Source organism: Gardnerella washingtoni, assembly GCF_049262705.1.
GTDB lineage: Bacteria > Actinomycetota > Actinomycetes > Actinomycetales > Bifidobacteriaceae > Bifidobacterium > Bifidobacterium vaginale_D.
The window spans coordinates 244,071-261,306 of sequence record NZ_CP058398.1; the positions used below are offsets into that span (position 1 = coordinate 244,071).

At 47.0% G+C, this 17,236-nt stretch carries 16 protein-coding genes; 12 read left to right on the forward strand and 4 right to left on the reverse strand.

What is annotated here, in order from left to right:
- Positions 1-230: 230 nt before the first annotated feature.
- The 4 genes from rpsL to tuf all read left to right on the forward strand — a co-directional run bounded on the left by rpsL (position 231) and on the right by tuf (position 4,617).
- The gene (rpsL, locus tag HXT28_RS00730; protein WP_003813881.1) at positions 231-602 is read left to right on the forward strand and encodes a 30S ribosomal protein S12; all 372 of its coding nucleotides are present in this window, start codon (positions 231-233) and stop codon (positions 600-602) included.
- A gap of 3 nt (positions 603-605) precedes the next feature.
- Positions 606-1,076, forward strand: a complete 471-nt coding sequence (gene rpsG / locus HXT28_RS00735) for a 30S ribosomal protein S7 (protein WP_016637091.1) — start codon at positions 606-608, stop codon at positions 1,074-1,076.
- A gap of 42 nt (positions 1,077-1,118) precedes the next feature.
- On the forward strand, positions 1,119-3,248 hold the full coding sequence (gene fusA, locus HXT28_RS00740; RefSeq protein ID WP_016637092.1) for an elongation factor G: 2,130 nt from the start codon (positions 1,119-1,121) through the stop codon (positions 3,246-3,248).
- A 169-nt stretch (positions 3,249-3,417) separates the two neighbouring features.
- On the forward strand, positions 3,418-4,617 hold the full coding sequence (gene tuf, locus HXT28_RS00745) for an elongation factor Tu (RefSeq protein ID WP_422113494.1): 1,200 nt from the start codon (positions 3,418-3,420) through the stop codon (positions 4,615-4,617).
- Positions 4,618-5,218: 601 nt separating this feature from the next.
- On the opposite strand, the gene HXT28_RS00750 is transcribed toward tuf, so the two are convergent.
- Positions 5,219-5,965, reverse strand: coding sequence for a Bax inhibitor-1/YccA family protein (locus HXT28_RS00750; protein ID WP_422113495.1), 747 nt, complete (start codon positions 5,963-5,965; stop codon positions 5,219-5,221).
- Between the two features lie 201 nt (positions 5,966-6,166).
- On the reverse strand, positions 6,167-6,976 hold the full coding sequence (locus HXT28_RS00755) for a GTP pyrophosphokinase (protein ID WP_064347141.1): 810 nt from the start codon (positions 6,974-6,976) through the stop codon (positions 6,167-6,169).
- 286 nt (positions 6,977-7,262) lie between these two features.
- Here HXT28_RS00755 and miaA point away from each other — a divergent pair, with 286 nt between their 5' ends.
- On the forward strand, positions 7,263-8,258 hold the full coding sequence (gene miaA / locus HXT28_RS00760; RefSeq protein ID WP_422113496.1) for a tRNA (adenosine(37)-N6)-dimethylallyltransferase MiaA: 996 nt from the start codon (positions 7,263-7,265) through the stop codon (positions 8,256-8,258).
- Between the two features lie 228 nt (positions 8,259-8,486).
- Here miaA and HXT28_RS00765 read toward each other — a convergent pair whose 3' ends face one another.
- Together HXT28_RS00765 and HXT28_RS00770 are read right to left on the reverse strand one after the other, a co-directional pair.
- Positions 8,487-9,758 (reverse strand): glycosyltransferase, encoded by a 1,272-nt coding sequence (locus tag HXT28_RS00765; RefSeq protein ID WP_422113497.1) that lies wholly within the window; start codon positions 9,756-9,758, stop codon positions 8,487-8,489.
- A 141-nt stretch (positions 9,759-9,899) separates the two neighbouring features.
- The gene (locus HXT28_RS00770; RefSeq protein ID WP_064347146.1) at positions 9,900-10,319 is read right to left on the reverse strand and encodes an OsmC family protein; all 420 of its coding nucleotides are present in this window, start codon (positions 10,317-10,319) and stop codon (positions 9,900-9,902) included.
- Positions 10,320-10,470: 151 nt separating this feature from the next.
- On the opposite strand from HXT28_RS00770, the gene HXT28_RS00775 reads away from it, so the two are divergent.
- The 7 genes from HXT28_RS00775 to HXT28_RS00805 all read left to right on the forward strand — a co-directional run bounded on the left by HXT28_RS00775 (position 10,471) and on the right by HXT28_RS00805 (position 17,130).
- Positions 10,471-11,343: a thymidylate synthase gene (locus HXT28_RS00775; RefSeq protein WP_064347149.1), complete on the forward strand. Its 873-nt coding sequence runs from the start codon at positions 10,471-10,473 to the stop codon at positions 11,341-11,343.
- 74 nt (positions 11,344-11,417) lie between these two features.
- Complete coding sequence (locus HXT28_RS00780) at positions 11,418-12,083, forward strand: dihydrofolate reductase (protein WP_422113498.1); 666 nt, start codon at positions 11,418-11,420, stop codon at positions 12,081-12,083.
- 84 nt (positions 12,084-12,167) lie between these two features.
- A complete protein-coding gene (locus HXT28_RS00785; protein ID WP_050568100.1) occupies positions 12,168-12,719 on the forward strand; it encodes a low molecular weight protein-tyrosine-phosphatase in 552 nt (183 codons plus the stop codon).
- Positions 12,720-12,912: 193 nt separating this feature from the next.
- A complete protein-coding gene (locus HXT28_RS00790; protein ID WP_422113499.1) occupies positions 12,913-14,280 on the forward strand; it encodes a dipeptidase in 1,368 nt (455 codons plus the stop codon).
- A gap of 158 nt (positions 14,281-14,438) precedes the next feature.
- Complete coding sequence (locus HXT28_RS00795; protein ID WP_064347157.1) at positions 14,439-15,068, forward strand: DUF3043 domain-containing protein; 630 nt, start codon at positions 14,439-14,441, stop codon at positions 15,066-15,068.
- 204 nt (positions 15,069-15,272) lie between these two features.
- Positions 15,273-16,094 (forward strand): DUF4191 family protein, encoded by an 822-nt coding sequence (locus tag HXT28_RS00800; RefSeq protein WP_064347160.1) that lies wholly within the window; start codon positions 15,273-15,275, stop codon positions 16,092-16,094.
- Between the two features lie 430 nt (positions 16,095-16,524).
- Positions 16,525-17,130: an ECF transporter S component gene (locus tag HXT28_RS00805; RefSeq protein ID WP_016636963.1), complete on the forward strand. Its 606-nt coding sequence runs from the start codon at positions 16,525-16,527 to the stop codon at positions 17,128-17,130.
- The last annotated feature ends 106 nt before the right edge of the window (positions 17,131-17,236 follow it).

A 17,236-nucleotide genomic window follows, 5' to 3' on the forward strand; every position in this document is an offset into this window, starting at 1 on the left:
GGTGTATAATAGTAACTCGTGTGTGCCAACGGCGTGCCTTATGTAATAGGCGTGCGGGTTGGGATATCCCAAGTGCCAAAGATAGCGCGCAGTAATGTGTGGCTGGAGGTGCAAGGGCCATCGGGCCGGTGGACTGTGGCTTTTACTCTTTAACCGATTCGTGCGTTAAGGTGTGCTGCAGTGTGGCGGTTTCACCAAATAGAACATAGTAATGAATCGGAGAACTTAAGTTGCCTACGATTGAACAACTCGTCCGTAAGGGACGTCAGGCCAAGCCGAAGAAGTCAAAGACTTTGGCCTTGAAAGGTAGCCCGTTGCGTCGTGGCGTGTGCACCCGTGTGTACACTACCACTCCTAAGAAGCCAAACTCTGCGCTTCGTAAGGTTGCTCGTGTGCGCCTCAGCTCAGGTATTGAAGTAACCGCCTATATTCCAGGCGAAGGTCATAACTTGCAGGAGCACTCCATCGTGCTCGTGCGTGGTGGCCGTGTGAAGGATCTCCCAGGTGTGCGTTACCACATCGTGCGTGGCGCGCTTGATACCCAGGGTGTTAAGGACCGCAAGCAGGGTCGTTCCCTGTATGGAGCAAAGAAGGCGAAGTAAAACATGTCACGTAAAGGACCTGCAAAAAAGCATCAGCTGCTTCCTGATCCAATCTACGGCTCGACCGTCGTGGCTCAGTTGATTAACAAAATTCTTCTCGATGGCAAGAAGTCCATTGCAGAAAACATCGTCTACACCGCTCTTGAGCAGGTGAAAGCTAAGACCGAGCAGGAGCCAGTTTCTGTTTTGAAGCGCGCTCTTGATAACATTCGTCCAAGCCTTGAGGTTCGTTCCCGCCGCGTCGGTGGTGCAACCTATCAGGTGCCAGTTGACGTTAAGCCTGCTCGTGCAAACACTTTGTCCCTGCGCTGGCTTACTGACTTCTCCCGCCTTCGTCGTGAGAAGACCATGGCTGAGCGTTTGGCTAACGAAATTCTCGATGCCTCCAATGGCTTGGGTGCTTCTGTGAAGCGCCGCGAGGATACCCACAAGATGGCAGAAGCAAACAAGGCTTTTGCTCACTATCGCTGGTAATCCACAAGATAATCGGTATCTTAAAGAGCTAAGGATAAAATTATGGCACAAGATGTGCTTAACGACCTGAATATGGTTCGTAATATCGGCATCATGGCGCACATTGATGCTGGTAAAACTACTACCACCGAGCGTATTCTTTACTACACTGGTAAGAATTACAAGATTGGTGAAACTCACGATGGCGCTTCTACCATGGACTTCATGGCTCAGGAGCAGGAACGCGGTATTACTATTCAGTCTGCTGCAACCACCTGCTTCTGGAAGCGTCAGACTCATGATGTTGATGACCGCTATCAGATCAACATCATCGATACCCCAGGCCACGTGGACTTCACCGCTGAGGTGGAGCGTTCCCTGCGTGTTCTCGATGGTGCAGTAGCAGTCTTCGATGGTAAGGAAGGCGTGGAACCTCAGTCTGAGACCGTGTGGCGTCAGGCAGATAAGTATAGTGTTCCACGTATTTGCTTCATTAACAAGATGGATAAGCTTGGCGCAGACTTCTACTACTCCGTCAAGACCATCAAAGAGAAGCTCGGCGCAACCCCACTCGTTATTCAGCTTCCAATCGGCGCTGAAAACGATTTCATCGGTGTTGTTGACTTGATTCGTATGAAGGCTTACGTCTGGAACGACGTTAAGGACGATATGGGTGCTCACTACGACACCGTTGACATTCCTGCTGATTTGCAGGAGCGTGCTGAAGAATATCGTGCAGAGCTTATGGATCAAGTTGCTGAAGCTGACGATGATTTGGTTGAGAAGTATCTCGAATCTGGCGAACTTACTGAAGAAGAAATGCGCGCTGGTATTCGTAAGCTTACTATCGAGCGTAAGGCATTCCCAGTAACTTGCGGTTCTGCATTCAAGGATAAGGGTGTTCAGCCAATGCTGGATGCTGTTGTTGACTTCCTTCCAAGCCCAGAGGATGTTCCATCCATTAAGGGCTTCAAGCCAGGCGACGAATCCGTTGAAATCGACCGCAAGCCAGTGAACACCGATCCATTCGCAGCATTGGTCTTTAAGATTTCCACCCATCCGTTCTACGGCAAGCTCGTGTTCGTGCGCGTTTACTCTGGCGAAGTTAAGCCAGGCGATTCTGTGTACGATTCCACGAAGTCCAAGAAGGAACGCGTTGGTAAGATCTTCCAGATGCATGCTGATAAGGAAAATCCTGTAGATTCTGCTGAAGCTGGTAACATCTACACCTTCGTTGGTTTGAAGAACGTCAGCACTGGTGATACTTTGTGCGACGAAAAGAACCCAATCTCCTTGGAATCCATGACCTTCCCAGATCCTGTTATCGAGGTGGCTGTGGAACCAAAGACGAAGGCTGATCAGGAAAAGATGAGCTTGGCTTTGGCTAAGCTTTCTGACGAGGATCCTACATTCCAGGTTAAGACTGATGAAGAATCCGGTCAGACTTTGATTTCCGGTATGGGCGAGCTTCAGCTTGACATTATCGTTGATCGTATGCGCCGTGAGTTCAAGGTTGAAGCGAACGTTGGTAAGCCACAGGTTGCTTATCGTGAGACGATTCGTAAGGCTGTTATGAACCAGGAATACACTCACAAGAAGCAGACTGGTGGTTCTGGTCAGTTCGCAAAGGTTTTGATGAACTTTGAACCTCTCGACACAGAATCCGGCGAAACTTACCAGTTCTTCAACGAAGTTACTGGTGGTCACATTACCAAGGAATTCATTCCTTCTATCGACGCAGGTGTGCAAGAAGCTATGGAATCCGGTGTATTAGCAGGCTTCCCAGTTGTGGGTGTTAAGGCAACCGTCACCGACGGTCAGACTCACGATGTTGATTCTTCGGAAATGGCCTTCAAGATTGCAGGTTCCATGTGCTTCAAGGAAGCTGCTCCAAAGGCTAATCCGGTAATTCTCGAACCGATTATGGCAGTCGAAGTCCGTACTCCAGAAGAGTATATGGGCGATGTCATGGGCGATTTGAACTCTCGCCGCGGTAGCATTCAGTCTATGACTGATGCAACCGGTGTGAAAGTTATCGACGCTAAGGTGCCGCTGAGTGAAATGTTCGGTTACATTGGTGACCTTCGTTCCAAGACTCAGGGTCGCGCAATGTTCACCATGCAGATGGACTCTTACGCGGAAGTTCCAAAGGCTGTTTCGGACGAGATTATTAAGGCTCAGCGCGGCGAATAAAGCGCACGCTACTTCGGTGTTTTCTGTCCCCGGTCAACGCTAAAATTTCCTACGTTGACTGGGTTCTGGCACCGAAGTGGCACCTAACCCAGAAACCCAGTAATATGTAGCGTGAAGGCTTCACATATATGTGTGAGGCAAACTACGAGACGTCCAGGAGGACAAACACATGGCAAAGGAAAAGTACGAGCGTACTAAGCCGCATGTTAACATTGGTACCATTGGTCACGTTGATCACGGTAAGACTACCCTGACCGCGGCTATTTCTAAGGTGCTGCACAGCGAATATCCTGATCTGAACCCTCAGTATGACTTCGATCAGATTGATGCCGCTCCAGAAGAGAAGGAACGCGGTATTACCATCAACATCGCACACATCGAGTATCAGACTGAAGCACGTCACTACGCTCACGTGGACGCTCCAGGCCACGCTGATTACGTGAAGAACATGATCACCGGTGCTGCTCAGATGGATGGCGCAATCCTCGTGGTTGCTGCTACCGATGGTCCTATGGCTCAGACTCGCGAGCACGTGTTGCTTGCTAAGCAGGTCGGCGTTCCGAAAATCCTCGTTGCTTTGAACAAGTGCGATATGGTTGACGACGAAGAGCTTATCGACCTCGTTGAAGAAGAGGTCCGTGACCTCCTCGAAGAAAACGGCTTCGATCGCGACTGCCCAGTCATCCGCACCTCTGCTTACGGTGCTTTGCACGATGACGCTCCAGATCACGACAAGTGGGTAGAGACCGTCAAGGAACTCATGAAGGCTGTTGACGAGTACATCCCAACCCCAACTCACGATCTTGATAAGCCATTCTTGATGCCAATCGAGGATGTGTTCACCATCTCCGGTCGTGGTACCGTTGTTACCGGTCGTGTTGAGCGTGGTAAGCTCCCAATCAACACCCCAGTTGAGATTGTTGGTTTGCGTGACACCCAGACCACCACCGTTACCTCCATCGAGACCTTCCACAAGCAGATGGATGAGGCCGAAGCTGGCGATAACACTGGTCTTCTTCTCCGTGGTATCACCCGTACCGACGTTGAGCGTGGCCAGGTTGTGGCTGCTCCAGGTTCTGTGACCCCACACACCAAGTTCGAAGGCGAAGTTTACGTCTTGACCAAGGACGAAGGTGGCCGTCACTCGCCGTTCTTCTCCAACTACCGTCCACAGTTCTACTTCCGCACCACCGACGTCACCGGCGTTATCACCTTGCCAGAAGGCGTTGAGATGGTTCAGCCTGGCGATCACGCAACATTCACTGTTGAGTTGATCCAGGCCATCGCAATGGAAGAGGGCTTGACCTTCGCAGTTCGTGAAGGTGGCCGTACCGTTGGTTCTGGTCGTGTGACCAAGATTCTTGCCTAGTATTTTCTTAACTGAAAGTATTAGCTAAGGCTTAACAAAGACCCCGCGAGGAAACTCGTGGGGTCTTTTGTTGTTTCGTGCGCGACGACCTGCTTGAGCGCATAAAGCGTAGCGCGCGCGAAGGCAATTCGGAGCGCCGAGCTTGCTTAGGGTTGAAAGCACGGTGTGCTTTCAACGCAAGCGAGGTCTGCCTTCGTCTCGATTGACGAAGGCAGGGCAGAATCGTGTGGTGATACTTAGGAACTAGGTTGTGACTGGTGTGCGCTGACGACCTGCTTTCGCGCTTATTCCTCACGGCATAGCCGTTCGGCTGATTTGCGAATCGACAACTTCGAGCTGCATAATGCGCGAGAAGTCACTTCGATTCGCTGAGCTTGCTCAAGTTGAAAGCACGGTGTGCTTTCAACTTGAGCTCAGTAGCGAGCGCGTTACCCGCGCGAGCGTTAAGCACACTGTGCTTCACAATTGAGCCAAATCACGTTTTGAAGGAGCTTGAAATCCCATTGATTTCAAGCTCGGTCAAAGCGCCTGCTTGAGCGCATAATAGAAAAACCCTGCCGAACGAATCAGCAGGGTTTTTGTGTTTAGAAAATCAGAACTACTAATCTCTACTATCTCCAAGCAATTGTAGGAGATAAATGAACATGTTAATGAAGTCCAAATAAAGCTGGAAAGCGCAGAAAATCGACAGCTTCTTCACCATTTCTGGCTGATTTGCATACTGCTCAAGGAGTGAGCGAGTTGCTTGCGCATCGTAGGCAGTTAAACCAGCAAAAATAAGAACTCCAATAGCCGCAACAATTCGTAATACTCCTGCACCAGGAGCCACAAACATTAAAATAACTTGTGTAATAACTAATACAACGAGCGCAACCATAAGAATTGGTCCTGCTTTAAGCAAATCCTTTTTTGTAGTAAGCGCAAGCATCGTCAAGCAAAGGAAGAATCCAGCAGTTAATGCAAACACGAGAGCAATCGAACCAAGGCTAAACGCCATAAAAATAGTGCTCAGTGTAAATCCAGTTAATGCTGAATAAGCATAAAACAGAACGCGTGCAGTGGTAGTGCTCATTTTCATAATGCGAGTGCCCATGAAAATAGATATAACAATTTGTGCGCCGATAAGTAAAATCCAACCCCAGCCGTGAGTTGCAATCATAAACTGAGAGAATAAATCCGTAGTTTGCGTAAGCATTGCAACAAGTGCAGTAACGATAAGCCCGAGCGTCATTTCTCCGTAAGTGCGGCTTACTGAAACCCTTTTTGCTTCTTCAAAAGCATATGTGGCTTGAGTATCGACGATTTCAGGAGTGCTGCTCCTGTAATAATCTTGTGTAAAGTTTGCCATTGTTTCTCCTTAACAGCAATGAAATAAAACGCTGTCAAGACAACGTTCTCACAATATTCTAACTAATATATCTTAAAAAATACTAAAAATAGTACCATAATTTACTACATTTGTGCCAAACAAACGCACTCGTAAAAAGGTGTTTATGCAAAGCATGTTTGCATAAACACCTGCCATACAGTTGAGCTATATCTTATAATCTTACACTCTGCTATTTGGTGCTTCTTCAACACGAGGAGCGCCGTTAATGTCGCGATGAATACCTTGCATTTGCGCTTCAATATTTTGCAAGCTACGTGCACAGTCAAGCAAAGTTTGCGAATGCTCAGCTAACTTAGCATCTGGCAAACCGGCCTTATATCGCAAAGCATGCTCCAAGCTAGCCCAATAATCCATTGCAATTGTGCGGAACTGCACTTCGACTGGCGTGTAGTGTGCTCCTGATGACAAAAATACTGGCACAGCATAAATCACATGTAAACTGCGATATCCATTTTGCTTAGGATTTTTAATGTAATCCTTAACTTGCAATACTTGGATATCGGTTTGCTTAGAAAGATATTGTGCTACAGAATACACGTCATCGCGGTAGTTACAGATAACGCGGATGCCTGCAACATCGAAAAGATTGTCCCGTATAGAACGAGTAGAAATGTCGAGATGACGACGCTGTAACTTTTCAAAAATCGAGTGTACAGATTTTAAGCGACGTTCCATATGATGAATCGGATCATGCGAAAAACGAACTTGAAACTCACTGTCAAGAATCTCAAGCTTCGTGCTGATTTCGTACATCGCGCCTTCGTACACTTGCATCATGTTCACAAATTCGTCGATTTGATCTTCCGGCAGTGTTGGCGCATTACTTTTACCACACTGAGGACAATGATGCTCAGTGTTATTATGGGTATTGGTTGTATTGTTGCTGTTTGCTTCGTTCATTGTTTCGTTACTATGAAGACGAGCGTACAGCTCTGCTGCGTTTACACGGTTATGACGATCAAGTATCACATTTTTCTATCATACTCGCGACACTGCTCAGTAACGTATATGCGTGATTTTTTAAACTCACCATTGCATCGACTATATTGCGGCAAACATTTCTTTTACACAATATTTTGGTTAGCTTTTTACGAAATGTTTTACGAAATGTTTTATGAAACGTTCAGGAAAGGGGTATGTGTCGATAATATAGCGGTAGAATAGCGATACTAGCGATACTGTAGCACTGGTAACAGTAACTCTATAACGCTATGTACTACACCGTAAGTTTGCGTGCGAATCCGAGGAGCATATTGTGATCGAAAATAAGTATCATCACGTACCGAAGGTGATATCAATCGTAGGACCTACGGCTTCTGGCAAAACAAGTCTCGGTATTGCTTTATCAAAAAGATTACATGAACGCGGTGTATGTGCGGAAATCATCAACGCAGATGCATACCAAATGTACAGGCATATGGACATTGGCACAGCGAAAGCGAGTGCTAAAGAGCAGGCAGCAGTACCACATCACTTACTTGACATTATTGATCCGGAAGAAACAATGACAGTCGCGCGCTTTCAAACATTAGCGCGACAATGCATTCATGATTTGCAGTCACGCGGAGTGAGACCGATTTTAGTTGGCGGTTCGGGATTGTATGCGCGCGCCGCTGTGGACGATATTACATTCCCGGGTACAGATGCGACTATTCGTGCGGCTTTAGAAGAACGAGAGCACAAAGAGGGGGCTGATGCGCTATTTGCAGAGTTGCGGCAGAAAGATCCTGTGGCGGCAGCTCATATGGATGCTCGCAACCCTCGACGCACTATTCGAGCGCTTGAAGTGATTGAACTTACTGGTAAGCCTTATTCTGCAACGCTTCCACAGTACAAGTATGTGATCGATTGTGTGCAAATTGGTTTGGATTTACAGCGTGAAGATTTAGATCAACGCGTGGAATTACGGACGCAATTAATGCGAGAACAGGGGTTTGTGGACGAAGTGCGTGCAATCCGTGGACGATTAGGCGTGACTGCTGCTCGCGCGCTCGGATATCAACAGATTATAGATTATTTAGACGGCGTTTGGAGTGAGGATGAGGCTTTTGCGGATATTGCGCAAAAGACGAAGCGACTTGCTCGCAAGCAGATGGGCTGGTTTGGTAGAGATGCGCGTATTCACTGGCTGGATGCGTTGCGACCAGATTTGGTGGACGCTGCACTTGCTCTGGTAGATGCGGCCGATGCAGGGGAGTTTGATGACGCGAGTGCTGATGCAACGCAGCATCATTTAGGAACACTCGAGTAGAAGCGTTGAGAATTAGTTAAGAATTAGTTGAAAATTAATTGACGATTTCTGCAGTTTTGTTTAGTTTTAGTTGGCATTGGTAGTTGTGATTTAGTTTGGTGCAGCGTGTGCAGAAGTGCGACTGCAAGTCGGATGCTCGTCATCAGCAGGAACAGTATTGCACAGCTACGAGAACGCTGTCAGCAAGCGGCATTGTTGTTTAAAGCCTTTGCTACAAATAGCGCAAGTTTAGTCATTGTTGTTCTCGCTCTTTTTGAGCATAAACCGTGCGTATCGAGCATCACGCTCCGTCTTTTTCTTAGCAAGATCTTCTTTATTCATTTCAATTGCGCGCTCGTAAATTTTCAGCAATTCTTGCGCTTGACTCTTAAAATCATTATTCTTTGAATACTCAAGTACATTCTTCTTAAGCTGCGCCTGCTCAGCTTCGCTCATATTTAAAACTTTACTAAAAACAGTCTTAAAATCTTCACGAGTATCCCACTGATACCCGTTTTGACCACTAATAATCTGGTTTTCATTCGGTAAATCATGTTTTACCAGTGCAAACAAGCCGGAAGCCATTGCTTCAAGCATGGAAAGCGAATGCATCTCGGAAAGTGAGGCAGTAGTGTAGTAGTCCATTGCATGCAAATACTTTGGTATTTCAGTATGTGCAATTGGTCCGAGCAAGTAAATTCTATCGTCAAACCCGTTAGAAGATACGCGTTCGCGCAACGACTCTAAATCCGGACCGCCGCCAATCACAAATAATCGTGCTTTTTCTCGAGGAAAATCACAATACATAAAGTTATCAATCAGTTCTGCAATATTTTTTTCAGCACCAATTCTGCCAACGAACACGAACAGCTTAGTTGAGTCCGAAACACCATATTTTTCGCGGAAAGCTTTACGGAAGGCAAGACGTTCTAGGGTAGGTAAGAATTGCTTATATTCTACTGCATTGTTCAGTACAACAACTTTTTTATCAACCTTCTGACGGTCGATATAAGCTTGCGCCTTAGCAGACATACTTGTAATAATTGTGGCATTCTTTGAGAAACGCATAAAATATTTCGCCGAAAGATTGCGTGAGAACTCAGTAAAATGCTTCAAACCAATGTAAAACAGGAATTTATCGTACTCTGTGTGAAGTGTGTAAATAACAGGAATATGCTCCTTCTTAGCCACTTCCAAGCCGATTTCACCAATACCGAATTCATTTTGGATATGAATAACATCTGGCTTAAAGTTGAGCGGGAATTTTTTACGCATATTGCCAATTGGAAGTGCTACGCGATATTTATAAAGCTTTTTCAATAAGATGCCAGGAACATAGACGACGCCGTCTTCAAGCTTAGTTTTACGCTGTTTTTCAGAGCCGACTGTTACAACCAGCACTTCATGACCAAGCTCCTCATACATTTTCTTGAGCATGTAAGACTGTGTTGCAACGCCATTAATGTATGGTGGATATGTTTCAGTAAAAATCGCGATTTTCAAAGTTTCCTCCGGTTGCATACACGCATACATAGCATCAGTATTGCGTAAGTATCTTGTGTACTCAATTGTGCCACATGTGGTGAATTTTGAGTTAATTTTGTAGTATTTTTTAGTGATTTTGGTGATTTGTAGTTGTTTTTTTCGCGTTTTTACTTGATTTTAGTGTCGAATGGTAACGTTTACGCTAACTGCAGCACCTTTTTCGAGTGTGTGTTTAACAGTGCAACCTTTGGAAATATGGCGTTCCATACGCTCTTTCAGTGCGGCAGCGTTTTCTTCATTGAGTGCTGGTTTTGTTGAGGTTGCGTCGACTGTAACGTCTTCTTGGAAACGCAAGTAAGTTCCTTCTTCCGCATCGTACGTACCATTTACTACTACGCGCGCTCCAGCACCCTCACCGACCGCGTGTTCTACAGCGTACTGGCTACTGAGTGCAGTGCAGCCTGCTAGCGCAATTTGCAATAGTTCAACTGGAGTAAACATGCCTTCGCCGCGACCAAACTTGAGGCTCGCACCATCGTCGCTGTGTGCTTCCCATGTGCCATCTTCGCTACGTTCAACCCACAATCTTCTAGACATTTTTGCTCCTTTGCTGCAATCGTGTTTCTTCATGTTATCGTAAGGATTGTAACTTTGCGCTCAGTTGTCGAAGTTAGCGTTTTGCGCGGTAGGCATATGGTTTTACGAGCGCGATTCTTTAAATTTATTATCGCTTTGTTACCATGGCAGCATGGCTTTAACAGAAGAAGAACTTGCCGCAATTCGCGCGCGCATACCACAAAAACCGCTTTCCAACATTCCAACTCCTTACGAGGATTTAGTGCGAAAAATCCTTACGGAAGGCACTTTAAAATCAGATCGCACCGGCACTGGTACAATCTCACTTTTTGGTCAGCAAATCCGCTTTGATATTAGCAAATATTTTCCGCTTATCACTACAAAAACTGTGTTTTTCAAAGGACTTGCGTACGAGTTGCTTTGGTTCCTTAAAGGTTCAAGCAATGTGCGCTGGTTGCAAGAAAATGGCGTTCATATTTGGGACGAGTGGGCGGACGAAAACGGCGATTTAGGTCCTGTTTACGGCGTGCAGTGGAGGAGTTGGCCGGCGCCGACGGCGGAAAATCCAAACCGCACAATCGACCAAATCGCAAACGTTCTGGATCTTATGAAGCATCATCCAGATTCTCGCCGCATGATTGTTAGCGCTTGGAATCCTGCGGAAGTTGAGCATATGGCGTTGCCGCCTTGCCACTCGCTTTTCCAGTTCTACGTTGCTGACGGCAAGCTTTCGTGCCAGCTTTACCAGCGTTCTTGCGACATGTTCCTCGGTGTGCCGTTTAATATTGCGTCTTATTCGCTTTTGACGATGATGATGGCTCAGCAAGCGGGTCTTGAGCCGGGCGAATTTGTGTGGACGGGCGGCGACTGCCATATTTACGATAATCACGTTGAGCAGGTACTTGAGCAGCTTTCGCGCGAACCATACCCGTATCCGCAGCTTGAAATTCGTAAGGCGGATTCGATTTTTGATTACGATTACAGCGATTTTAAGGTTGTTGATTACAAGCATCATCCGACGATTAAAGCGCCGGTTGCAGTGTGATGTAGTTTGATTTTCGTATGATTTATTCGCGATTTAGCTTTGATTTAGCGTGATTTAGCTTTTAGGGGGCGAAAATGGAAAGTAGCGTAAGTGCGCTGAATAATTTTCCGGTGCGACTGATTTGGGGCGAGGCTTTCGGTTTAGACGGCAAGCCAGGCGCGATGGGCGTGAACGGCGGTATGCCGTGGCGACTTTCGCCGGATTTGCGCTATTTTAAGGCGATGACAATCGGTTGCCCTGTGATTATGGGTCGCGGTACGTGGGATTCGATGCCGCCGAAATTCCGTCCGCTGCCGGGTCGCGAAAATATTGTGGTTACTCGAAATCCTGATTTCGTAGCAGATGGCGCTCGTAGTTTTACTAGCATTGATTCGGCTTTGGATTACGCGCGTGAATGGCTGGAAAATAAGGAAAAGCTGGAAAATAAAGAAAGCGCATCTCAAGACGCAACTCAAGACGCAACTCAAGACTCGCCTTTAGACGGTCCAGCAATCTGGGTTATTGGCGGAGCTGCAATTTTGCGAGAAATGCTTGCAAATTACCACGCGGACGCAGCTTACGTAACGCAAATCGACGCGAAAGTTGCAGCGGACACGTTTGCTCCGAACATTCATGCATTGGTTGATGCCGGAAAATGGCATGTTGCGCGCGAAGGTGAGTGGCAGGAAGCGCCGCTGAAGGTTGGTGGCGAAAGCAATCCTGCGCGATATCGTTTTATGGTATATGAGCCTGCGCAGTAAACGAGGAATCGTGAAGTAATCTGCAGAATGTAAAGAATCTATAAATCACGAAGAATCTATAAATCGCAAAGTAAACGAGGAAATATGACTGAAGAATCAAGCAAAATCAAAGTAGACGCGCGTCACCCATACACAGTGATGACGGTTTGCACGGGCAATATTTGTCGCTCGCCTATGGCGGAAATTGTGCTGCGCAACGAATTCCAGTTGAGGGGATTGGGTGACGTTGTGGCGGTACGTTCCAGCGGAGTTAGTGACGAAGAATACGGGAATCCGATTGACAGACGTGCTCAGCGTGAGCTTACAAAGCGCGGATACAGGCTGCCGGTTTCGCATTTTGCGCATCGTATTGAAGCGGACGAAATTGCGGAAACGAACTTATTTTTGCCAATGACTGCATCACATATGCGATCGTTATTGCGTCTACTTCCTGCAGAAAAGCGTGAGTTGGTGCATATGTATCGTGCTTTTGATCCGTCGCTTCCAAAGCCGCAGCCTGGTCGCGAGATGCTGCTCGACTTGGCAGATCCGTGGTACGGCGGCCCGCACGAGTTTGAAGTTGCGATGGATCAGGTTGAGCAGTGCGCGCCTTATATCGTTGATTGGGTTGCTGCTCGCATTGAGAGGGCTAACTAAACTAAGCGCTCCAAACGTGCGCGACTTTTCTCGTGTTTGGAGGGTTTGGTCCGGCATATTGCTCCAAACGCGCGCAACTTTTCTCGCGTTTCCTCATGTTTGCGGACATAGTTGCGTGCATAGTTTGGGTATAATTTAGATATAGTTTTACAGGCATCAATTACTGCTCTGTTACTTTTATTCGGGAGGATTTATGGCAGGTTTGGCTGTCGAAGACGTGCGCGCTCGCGTGCAAAACGCTTGGAATGACGTAGTTTCTGTGTTGAATAAGAAGATTTCGCTGGCTGCTGTCTCTGCTAAGGGCATTGATGGTGAGCATATGCGCAAGTCCGCGCAATACGTGGCCGGGGTATTGCGTGAAGTTGGTATTGACGCGCGCGTCGAGCAGTCCACGAATCCGGATGGCACTCCAGGTGCTTTTGAAGTAGTCGGCTCTCGCATCGTAAACCCAAGTGCACCAACGGTTTTACTCTACGCTCACCACGACGTGCAACCAGTGCCAGATCCATCTGAGTGGAACACGAACCCATTTGAAGGCAAGGAGATTGACGGTCGCCTCTACGGACGTGGATCTGCAGACGATGGCGGCGGAATCGCAATTCACTACGGAGCTTTGCGCGCACTTAGTGACGATTTGCGCGTAAATATTAAAGTCTTTATTGAAGGCGAAGAAGAAATGGGCTCGCCAAGCTTCATTCCGTTCATTGAGTCACATAAAGATGAGTTTGAATCCGACGTAATCATCGTGGCTGATTCAGGTAACTGGTCTGCCGAAATCCCAAGTCTTACAACGAGTTTGCGCGGAAATACTGACGTGGATGTAAAGGTTAAAGTTCTTGGCCATCAAGTACATTCCGGCCAGTTCGGCGGCCCAATTTTGGATGCTTACACGTTAGCTTCCATGCTTGTTGCATCGCTTTACAACGAGGCTGGCGACTTGGCTGTGCCTGGAATTAAAGCAGAGGAGCCAGTTGGCGGTTTGCAGCGCGATTTAGACGAAGCGCAGGTGCGTGCCGACGCTTCCGTTGTTGATTCTTATAAGCTTGCCGGCACCGGCTCTCTTGCCGCGCGCATGTGGACTAAGCCGAGCCTTACGGTAATCGGCATGGACGCGCATCCTGTTGAGGGCAGTTTTAATGTGATTGCGCACGAAACTAAGTTGCGTCTTTCGCTTCGTACCGCGCCTTCGCAGCGTCCGGAAGAAGCGCAAAAAGCGTTGTGTGACTTCTTGGTATCTCACGCGCCTTTTGGTGCAGAAGTTACTGCAGAGCCGATTGATAACGGCATGGGCTGGGCAATGAACCCAGATGCTGTTGCAACGAAGGATGCGCTCGCTTCTATGCGCGATGCTTTCGGTGTGGAGCCGGTAAATAAGGGCGAGGGTGGTTCGATTCCGTTTATTCCGGAGCTTCAGCGCATCTTCCCGAAGGCGCAGGTGCTGGTGACGGGTCCGGAAGATCCTAAGTCCAATGCGCACAGTCCGAACGAGTCGATTTCGTTGCCGGGATTGCGCGGAAATATTGTTACTGAAGCTCTGCTTTTGGATCGATTGGGCGAGTAATTCTGGCTAATTTTGCGCGTAGGCGGCATAAACTTTGCAACGCTGTAAAGTTTCTGCCGCTTTTTCGTACGTAACCGACTTTTTCTTTACACGTGCGTAAAGTTTATGTCGTTTCCGTCGCGCCTGTATGCGTCTAGTCTGTTGAGTAATCTGCAAACATGACATGGAATCCATTTGCAAAGAAATCCGCAGCCAACGAAACGACAGTCGGCGCGTCGACTCGTTCGGAATCAGCATCGGAATCAGCTCCGAAATCTCGCGAAAAAAATGCGCCTACTCCTAAGCGTAGTGCGGCACAGGCACAAAATCTTCGTCCGCTTGTTCCTGCTGATCGTAAGGCGAGTGCAAAGCAAGCGCGCGCTCGAATAAGGGAGCGCGAAAATATTCAATATGAAGCAATGCGTACCGGAGATGTGGCTCATATGCCAAAGGTGGAGCAGCTTCCGTGGCGTGTATATATTCGCGATTATGTGGATGCACGCTTTAATATTGGTGAATTTTTCGTACCAGTTGCAGTTGTGATTATGGCTTGCTTATTTGCATTTTCGCAGTTTATGACGGTGTACATCGTGCTCGCTGTGCTGTTATATACGTATTTATTTGCTTCGGTGATTGACATGTTCATTATGTGGCGCAAGTTGCGTAAGGAATTGGTTCAGCGTTTTGGTGATGTTGCAGTGTCTCGTAAGTCGCGATCGGGTATGTATGCGTGGAGTCGTGCGATGCAGATGAGGCGCTGGCGTTTGCCGAAACCGAGCAGCCCAAAGCGCGGAAATTGGCCGAAGTAAGCGAAAATAAGCAAAAGTAAGCGAAAATAAATGATATTGTATGCAATAATGTAACGATATTGTATGCAATAATTTATTAATATTTGCACAATCGACTATTATTATTATTTGAGATAGTGTAAAAAATAAGCGCAAAAATAAGCGCGCAACAATAACTCAATAACTCAATAACTCAAGAATAGGCGAATATCAGGGGATAAACGCATGGCACAAGGTAAAGCACAAAGTAAAGCACAAGGTGCATCACAAAATGCGAAGCAATCTGTAAAAAAGCAGGGTATGCTTTCACAGATTATCCGTATTTACAAGTACACGCATGCGGATGATAAGCAACTGCCGCTATGGCTGGCTGTGGCATTTGTGGTGCCAATAGTTGTAGCTGTAGTGGCTGGCTTGGTGCTGCGCTGGTCAATAGTAACGTGGGTTATGATGATTATTACAGCGGTGATGGTTGGTTTGCTGCTGTTTACGTTTGTGCTTACAAAGCGCGCAGATAAAGTTGGTTACGCAAAGTTAGAGGGTCGCCCAGGAGCGGCAGCTGGCATTGTTTCAGCTATTAACAAGGGTGGATTTACTTTTCCACAGCAACCTGTGTGGGTGGATCCTCGTACGAAAGATGCTATTTGGCGCGGTACTGGTTTTAATGGAATTTTCCTTATTGGTGAGGGCAATTATGAGCGTTTAATGCATGCGATGGATCGTCAAGAGCATGCTATAAAAAGCGTAACTGCAGGATCCAATATACCTGTCTATCGTATGGCTGTTGGCAATGGTGAAAACCAGGTGAAGCTTAAGGAATTGCGCGGAAAAGTATTGCGTGCAAAAACCTTACAACCTGTGAAACATAAGTTCGCTTTGATGGATAAGATTCATCCAAACCGCCGCTTCTTCCTCACGAAAACAGAGTTAGCGATTTTGAATGAGCGTTTGCGTACATTGCAAAGCAAGAGTGGTTTCGGTATTCCAAAAGGTATTGATCCGACTCGTCCGCAGCGTATTAGCCGTCGTGCGATGCGCGGTAAGTGAGTTTTTTGAAAATAGGATGATGAGCGTGCGTAAGTGCTGTTTGTTCAGTGCTTATGCACGTTTTTTTATTGTTGTACATCGCTCCAAACGTGCGCAACCTACCTCGCATTTGGAGAGTTTGGGGTTGCTTATCGCTCCAAGCGTGGGGGATTTGTCTCGCGTTTGGAGGGTTATTTGTTGTGTGGCGCTCCAAATGTGGGGGGATTTGTCTCATGTTTGGAGGGTTGGCGTCGACGCAGTGCCGTACAATCGTCAATCGACACGGGTGCTTTGTGTTAACGCGTTTGTGTGTGTTCGTTTGCGCAGAGCTGAGAAGAAACCGCTTGAACGTGAATCCGGGTAGTACCGGCGCACGGAGGTCTATTTTTCCCGTGCCTGAAAAGGTGTTGCAAAGTGTACCGCAGCACACAACAAGAAAGGCACATTTTTTATGTCAGAAGAAAATTATCAAGTAAATATGCAGTGGCGTGTTGCTGATATTGCAGTTGCATCAGTTATTGGTGTTGTTTCTGCTTTTATTTATTGGGTTGTCGCTGTATTTTATGCTGTTCCTTGGGCTGCACTCGACAACATTGTTCCAGGTTTTGGCGGTCTTATTAATGGTCTTTGGCTTTTTGCCGCTCCTTTAGCTGCTGTTATCGTGCGTAAGCCGGGTGCTGCCATTTATGCAGAAGTTGTTGCTGGTGTGCTTGAAGCTTTGATGGGCAACCAGTGGGGTGGTGCTGAAACCTTCGCTATTGCAGTGGTGCAGGGTCTTTTTGCTGAGATTGCTTTCATTATTTTTGCTTACAAAAAGTGGAATTTGAACACCATGATTCTTTCTGGCGCATTGACTGGTATTGGCTGCTGGGGCTACACTTTCCTCGGCAAGTTGCAGGGTATTGACGTTTTAGGTAAGTATGGTCTCCCATACCTCGTCAGCACTGTGGTATCCGGCATTGTTATCGCTGGTATTTTGATGTGGTTCCTGTATTTGGGAATTGCTAAAACTGGCGCACTCGATCAGTTTGCTTCTGGTCGTGAAGCTCGCGCTTAATTACTTAACTACGTAATTACTAAATCTCTCTATAACTCAATATAAAAAACGAAAGTTTCTTCGCTGCGTAGAAGCGAATGCAACAATGTTTTTACTATGAGAAGTT

What these genes read in the sequence shown, in the direction of transcription:
- tuf (WP_422113494.1), top strand. Translation starts at nt 3,418, where the DNA reads ATGGCAAAGGAAAAGTACGAGCGTACTAAGCCGCATGTTAACATTGGT.
- HXT28_RS00775 (WP_064347149.1), top strand. Translation starts at nt 10,471, where the DNA reads ATGGCTTTAACAGAAGAAGAACTTGCCGCAATTCGCGCGCGCATACCA.
- rpsG (WP_016637091.1), top strand. Translation starts at nt 606, where the DNA reads ATGTCACGTAAAGGACCTGCAAAAAAGCATCAGCTGCTTCCTGATCCA.
- HXT28_RS00790 (WP_422113499.1), top strand. Translation starts at nt 12,913, where the DNA reads ATGGCAGGTTTGGCTGTCGAAGACGTGCGCGCTCGCGTGCAAAACGCT.
- HXT28_RS00765 (WP_422113497.1), bottom strand. Translation starts at nt 9,758, where the DNA reads ATGCAACCGGAGGAAACTTTGAAAATCGCGATTTTTACTGAAACATAT.
- HXT28_RS00795 (WP_064347157.1), top strand. Translation starts at nt 14,439, where the DNA reads ATGACATGGAATCCATTTGCAAAGAAATCCGCAGCCAACGAAACGACA.
- HXT28_RS00805 (WP_016636963.1), top strand. Translation starts at nt 16,525, where the DNA reads ATGTCAGAAGAAAATTATCAAGTAAATATGCAGTGGCGTGTTGCTGAT.
- HXT28_RS00800 (WP_064347160.1), top strand. Translation starts at nt 15,273, where the DNA reads ATGGCACAAGGTAAAGCACAAAGTAAAGCACAAGGTGCATCACAAAAT.
- fusA (WP_016637092.1), top strand. Translation starts at nt 1,119, where the DNA reads ATGGCACAAGATGTGCTTAACGACCTGAATATGGTTCGTAATATCGGC.
- HXT28_RS00770 (WP_064347146.1), bottom strand. Translation starts at nt 10,319, where the DNA reads ATGTCTAGAAGATTGTGGGTTGAACGTAGCGAAGATGGCACATGGGAA.
- HXT28_RS00785 (WP_050568100.1), top strand. Translation starts at nt 12,168, where the DNA reads ATGACTGAAGAATCAAGCAAAATCAAAGTAGACGCGCGTCACCCATAC.
- HXT28_RS00780 (WP_422113498.1), top strand. Translation starts at nt 11,418, where the DNA reads ATGGAAAGTAGCGTAAGTGCGCTGAATAATTTTCCGGTGCGACTGATT.
- HXT28_RS00750 (WP_422113495.1), bottom strand. Translation starts at nt 5,965, where the DNA reads ATGGCAAACTTTACACAAGATTATTACAGGAGCAGCACTCCTGAAATC.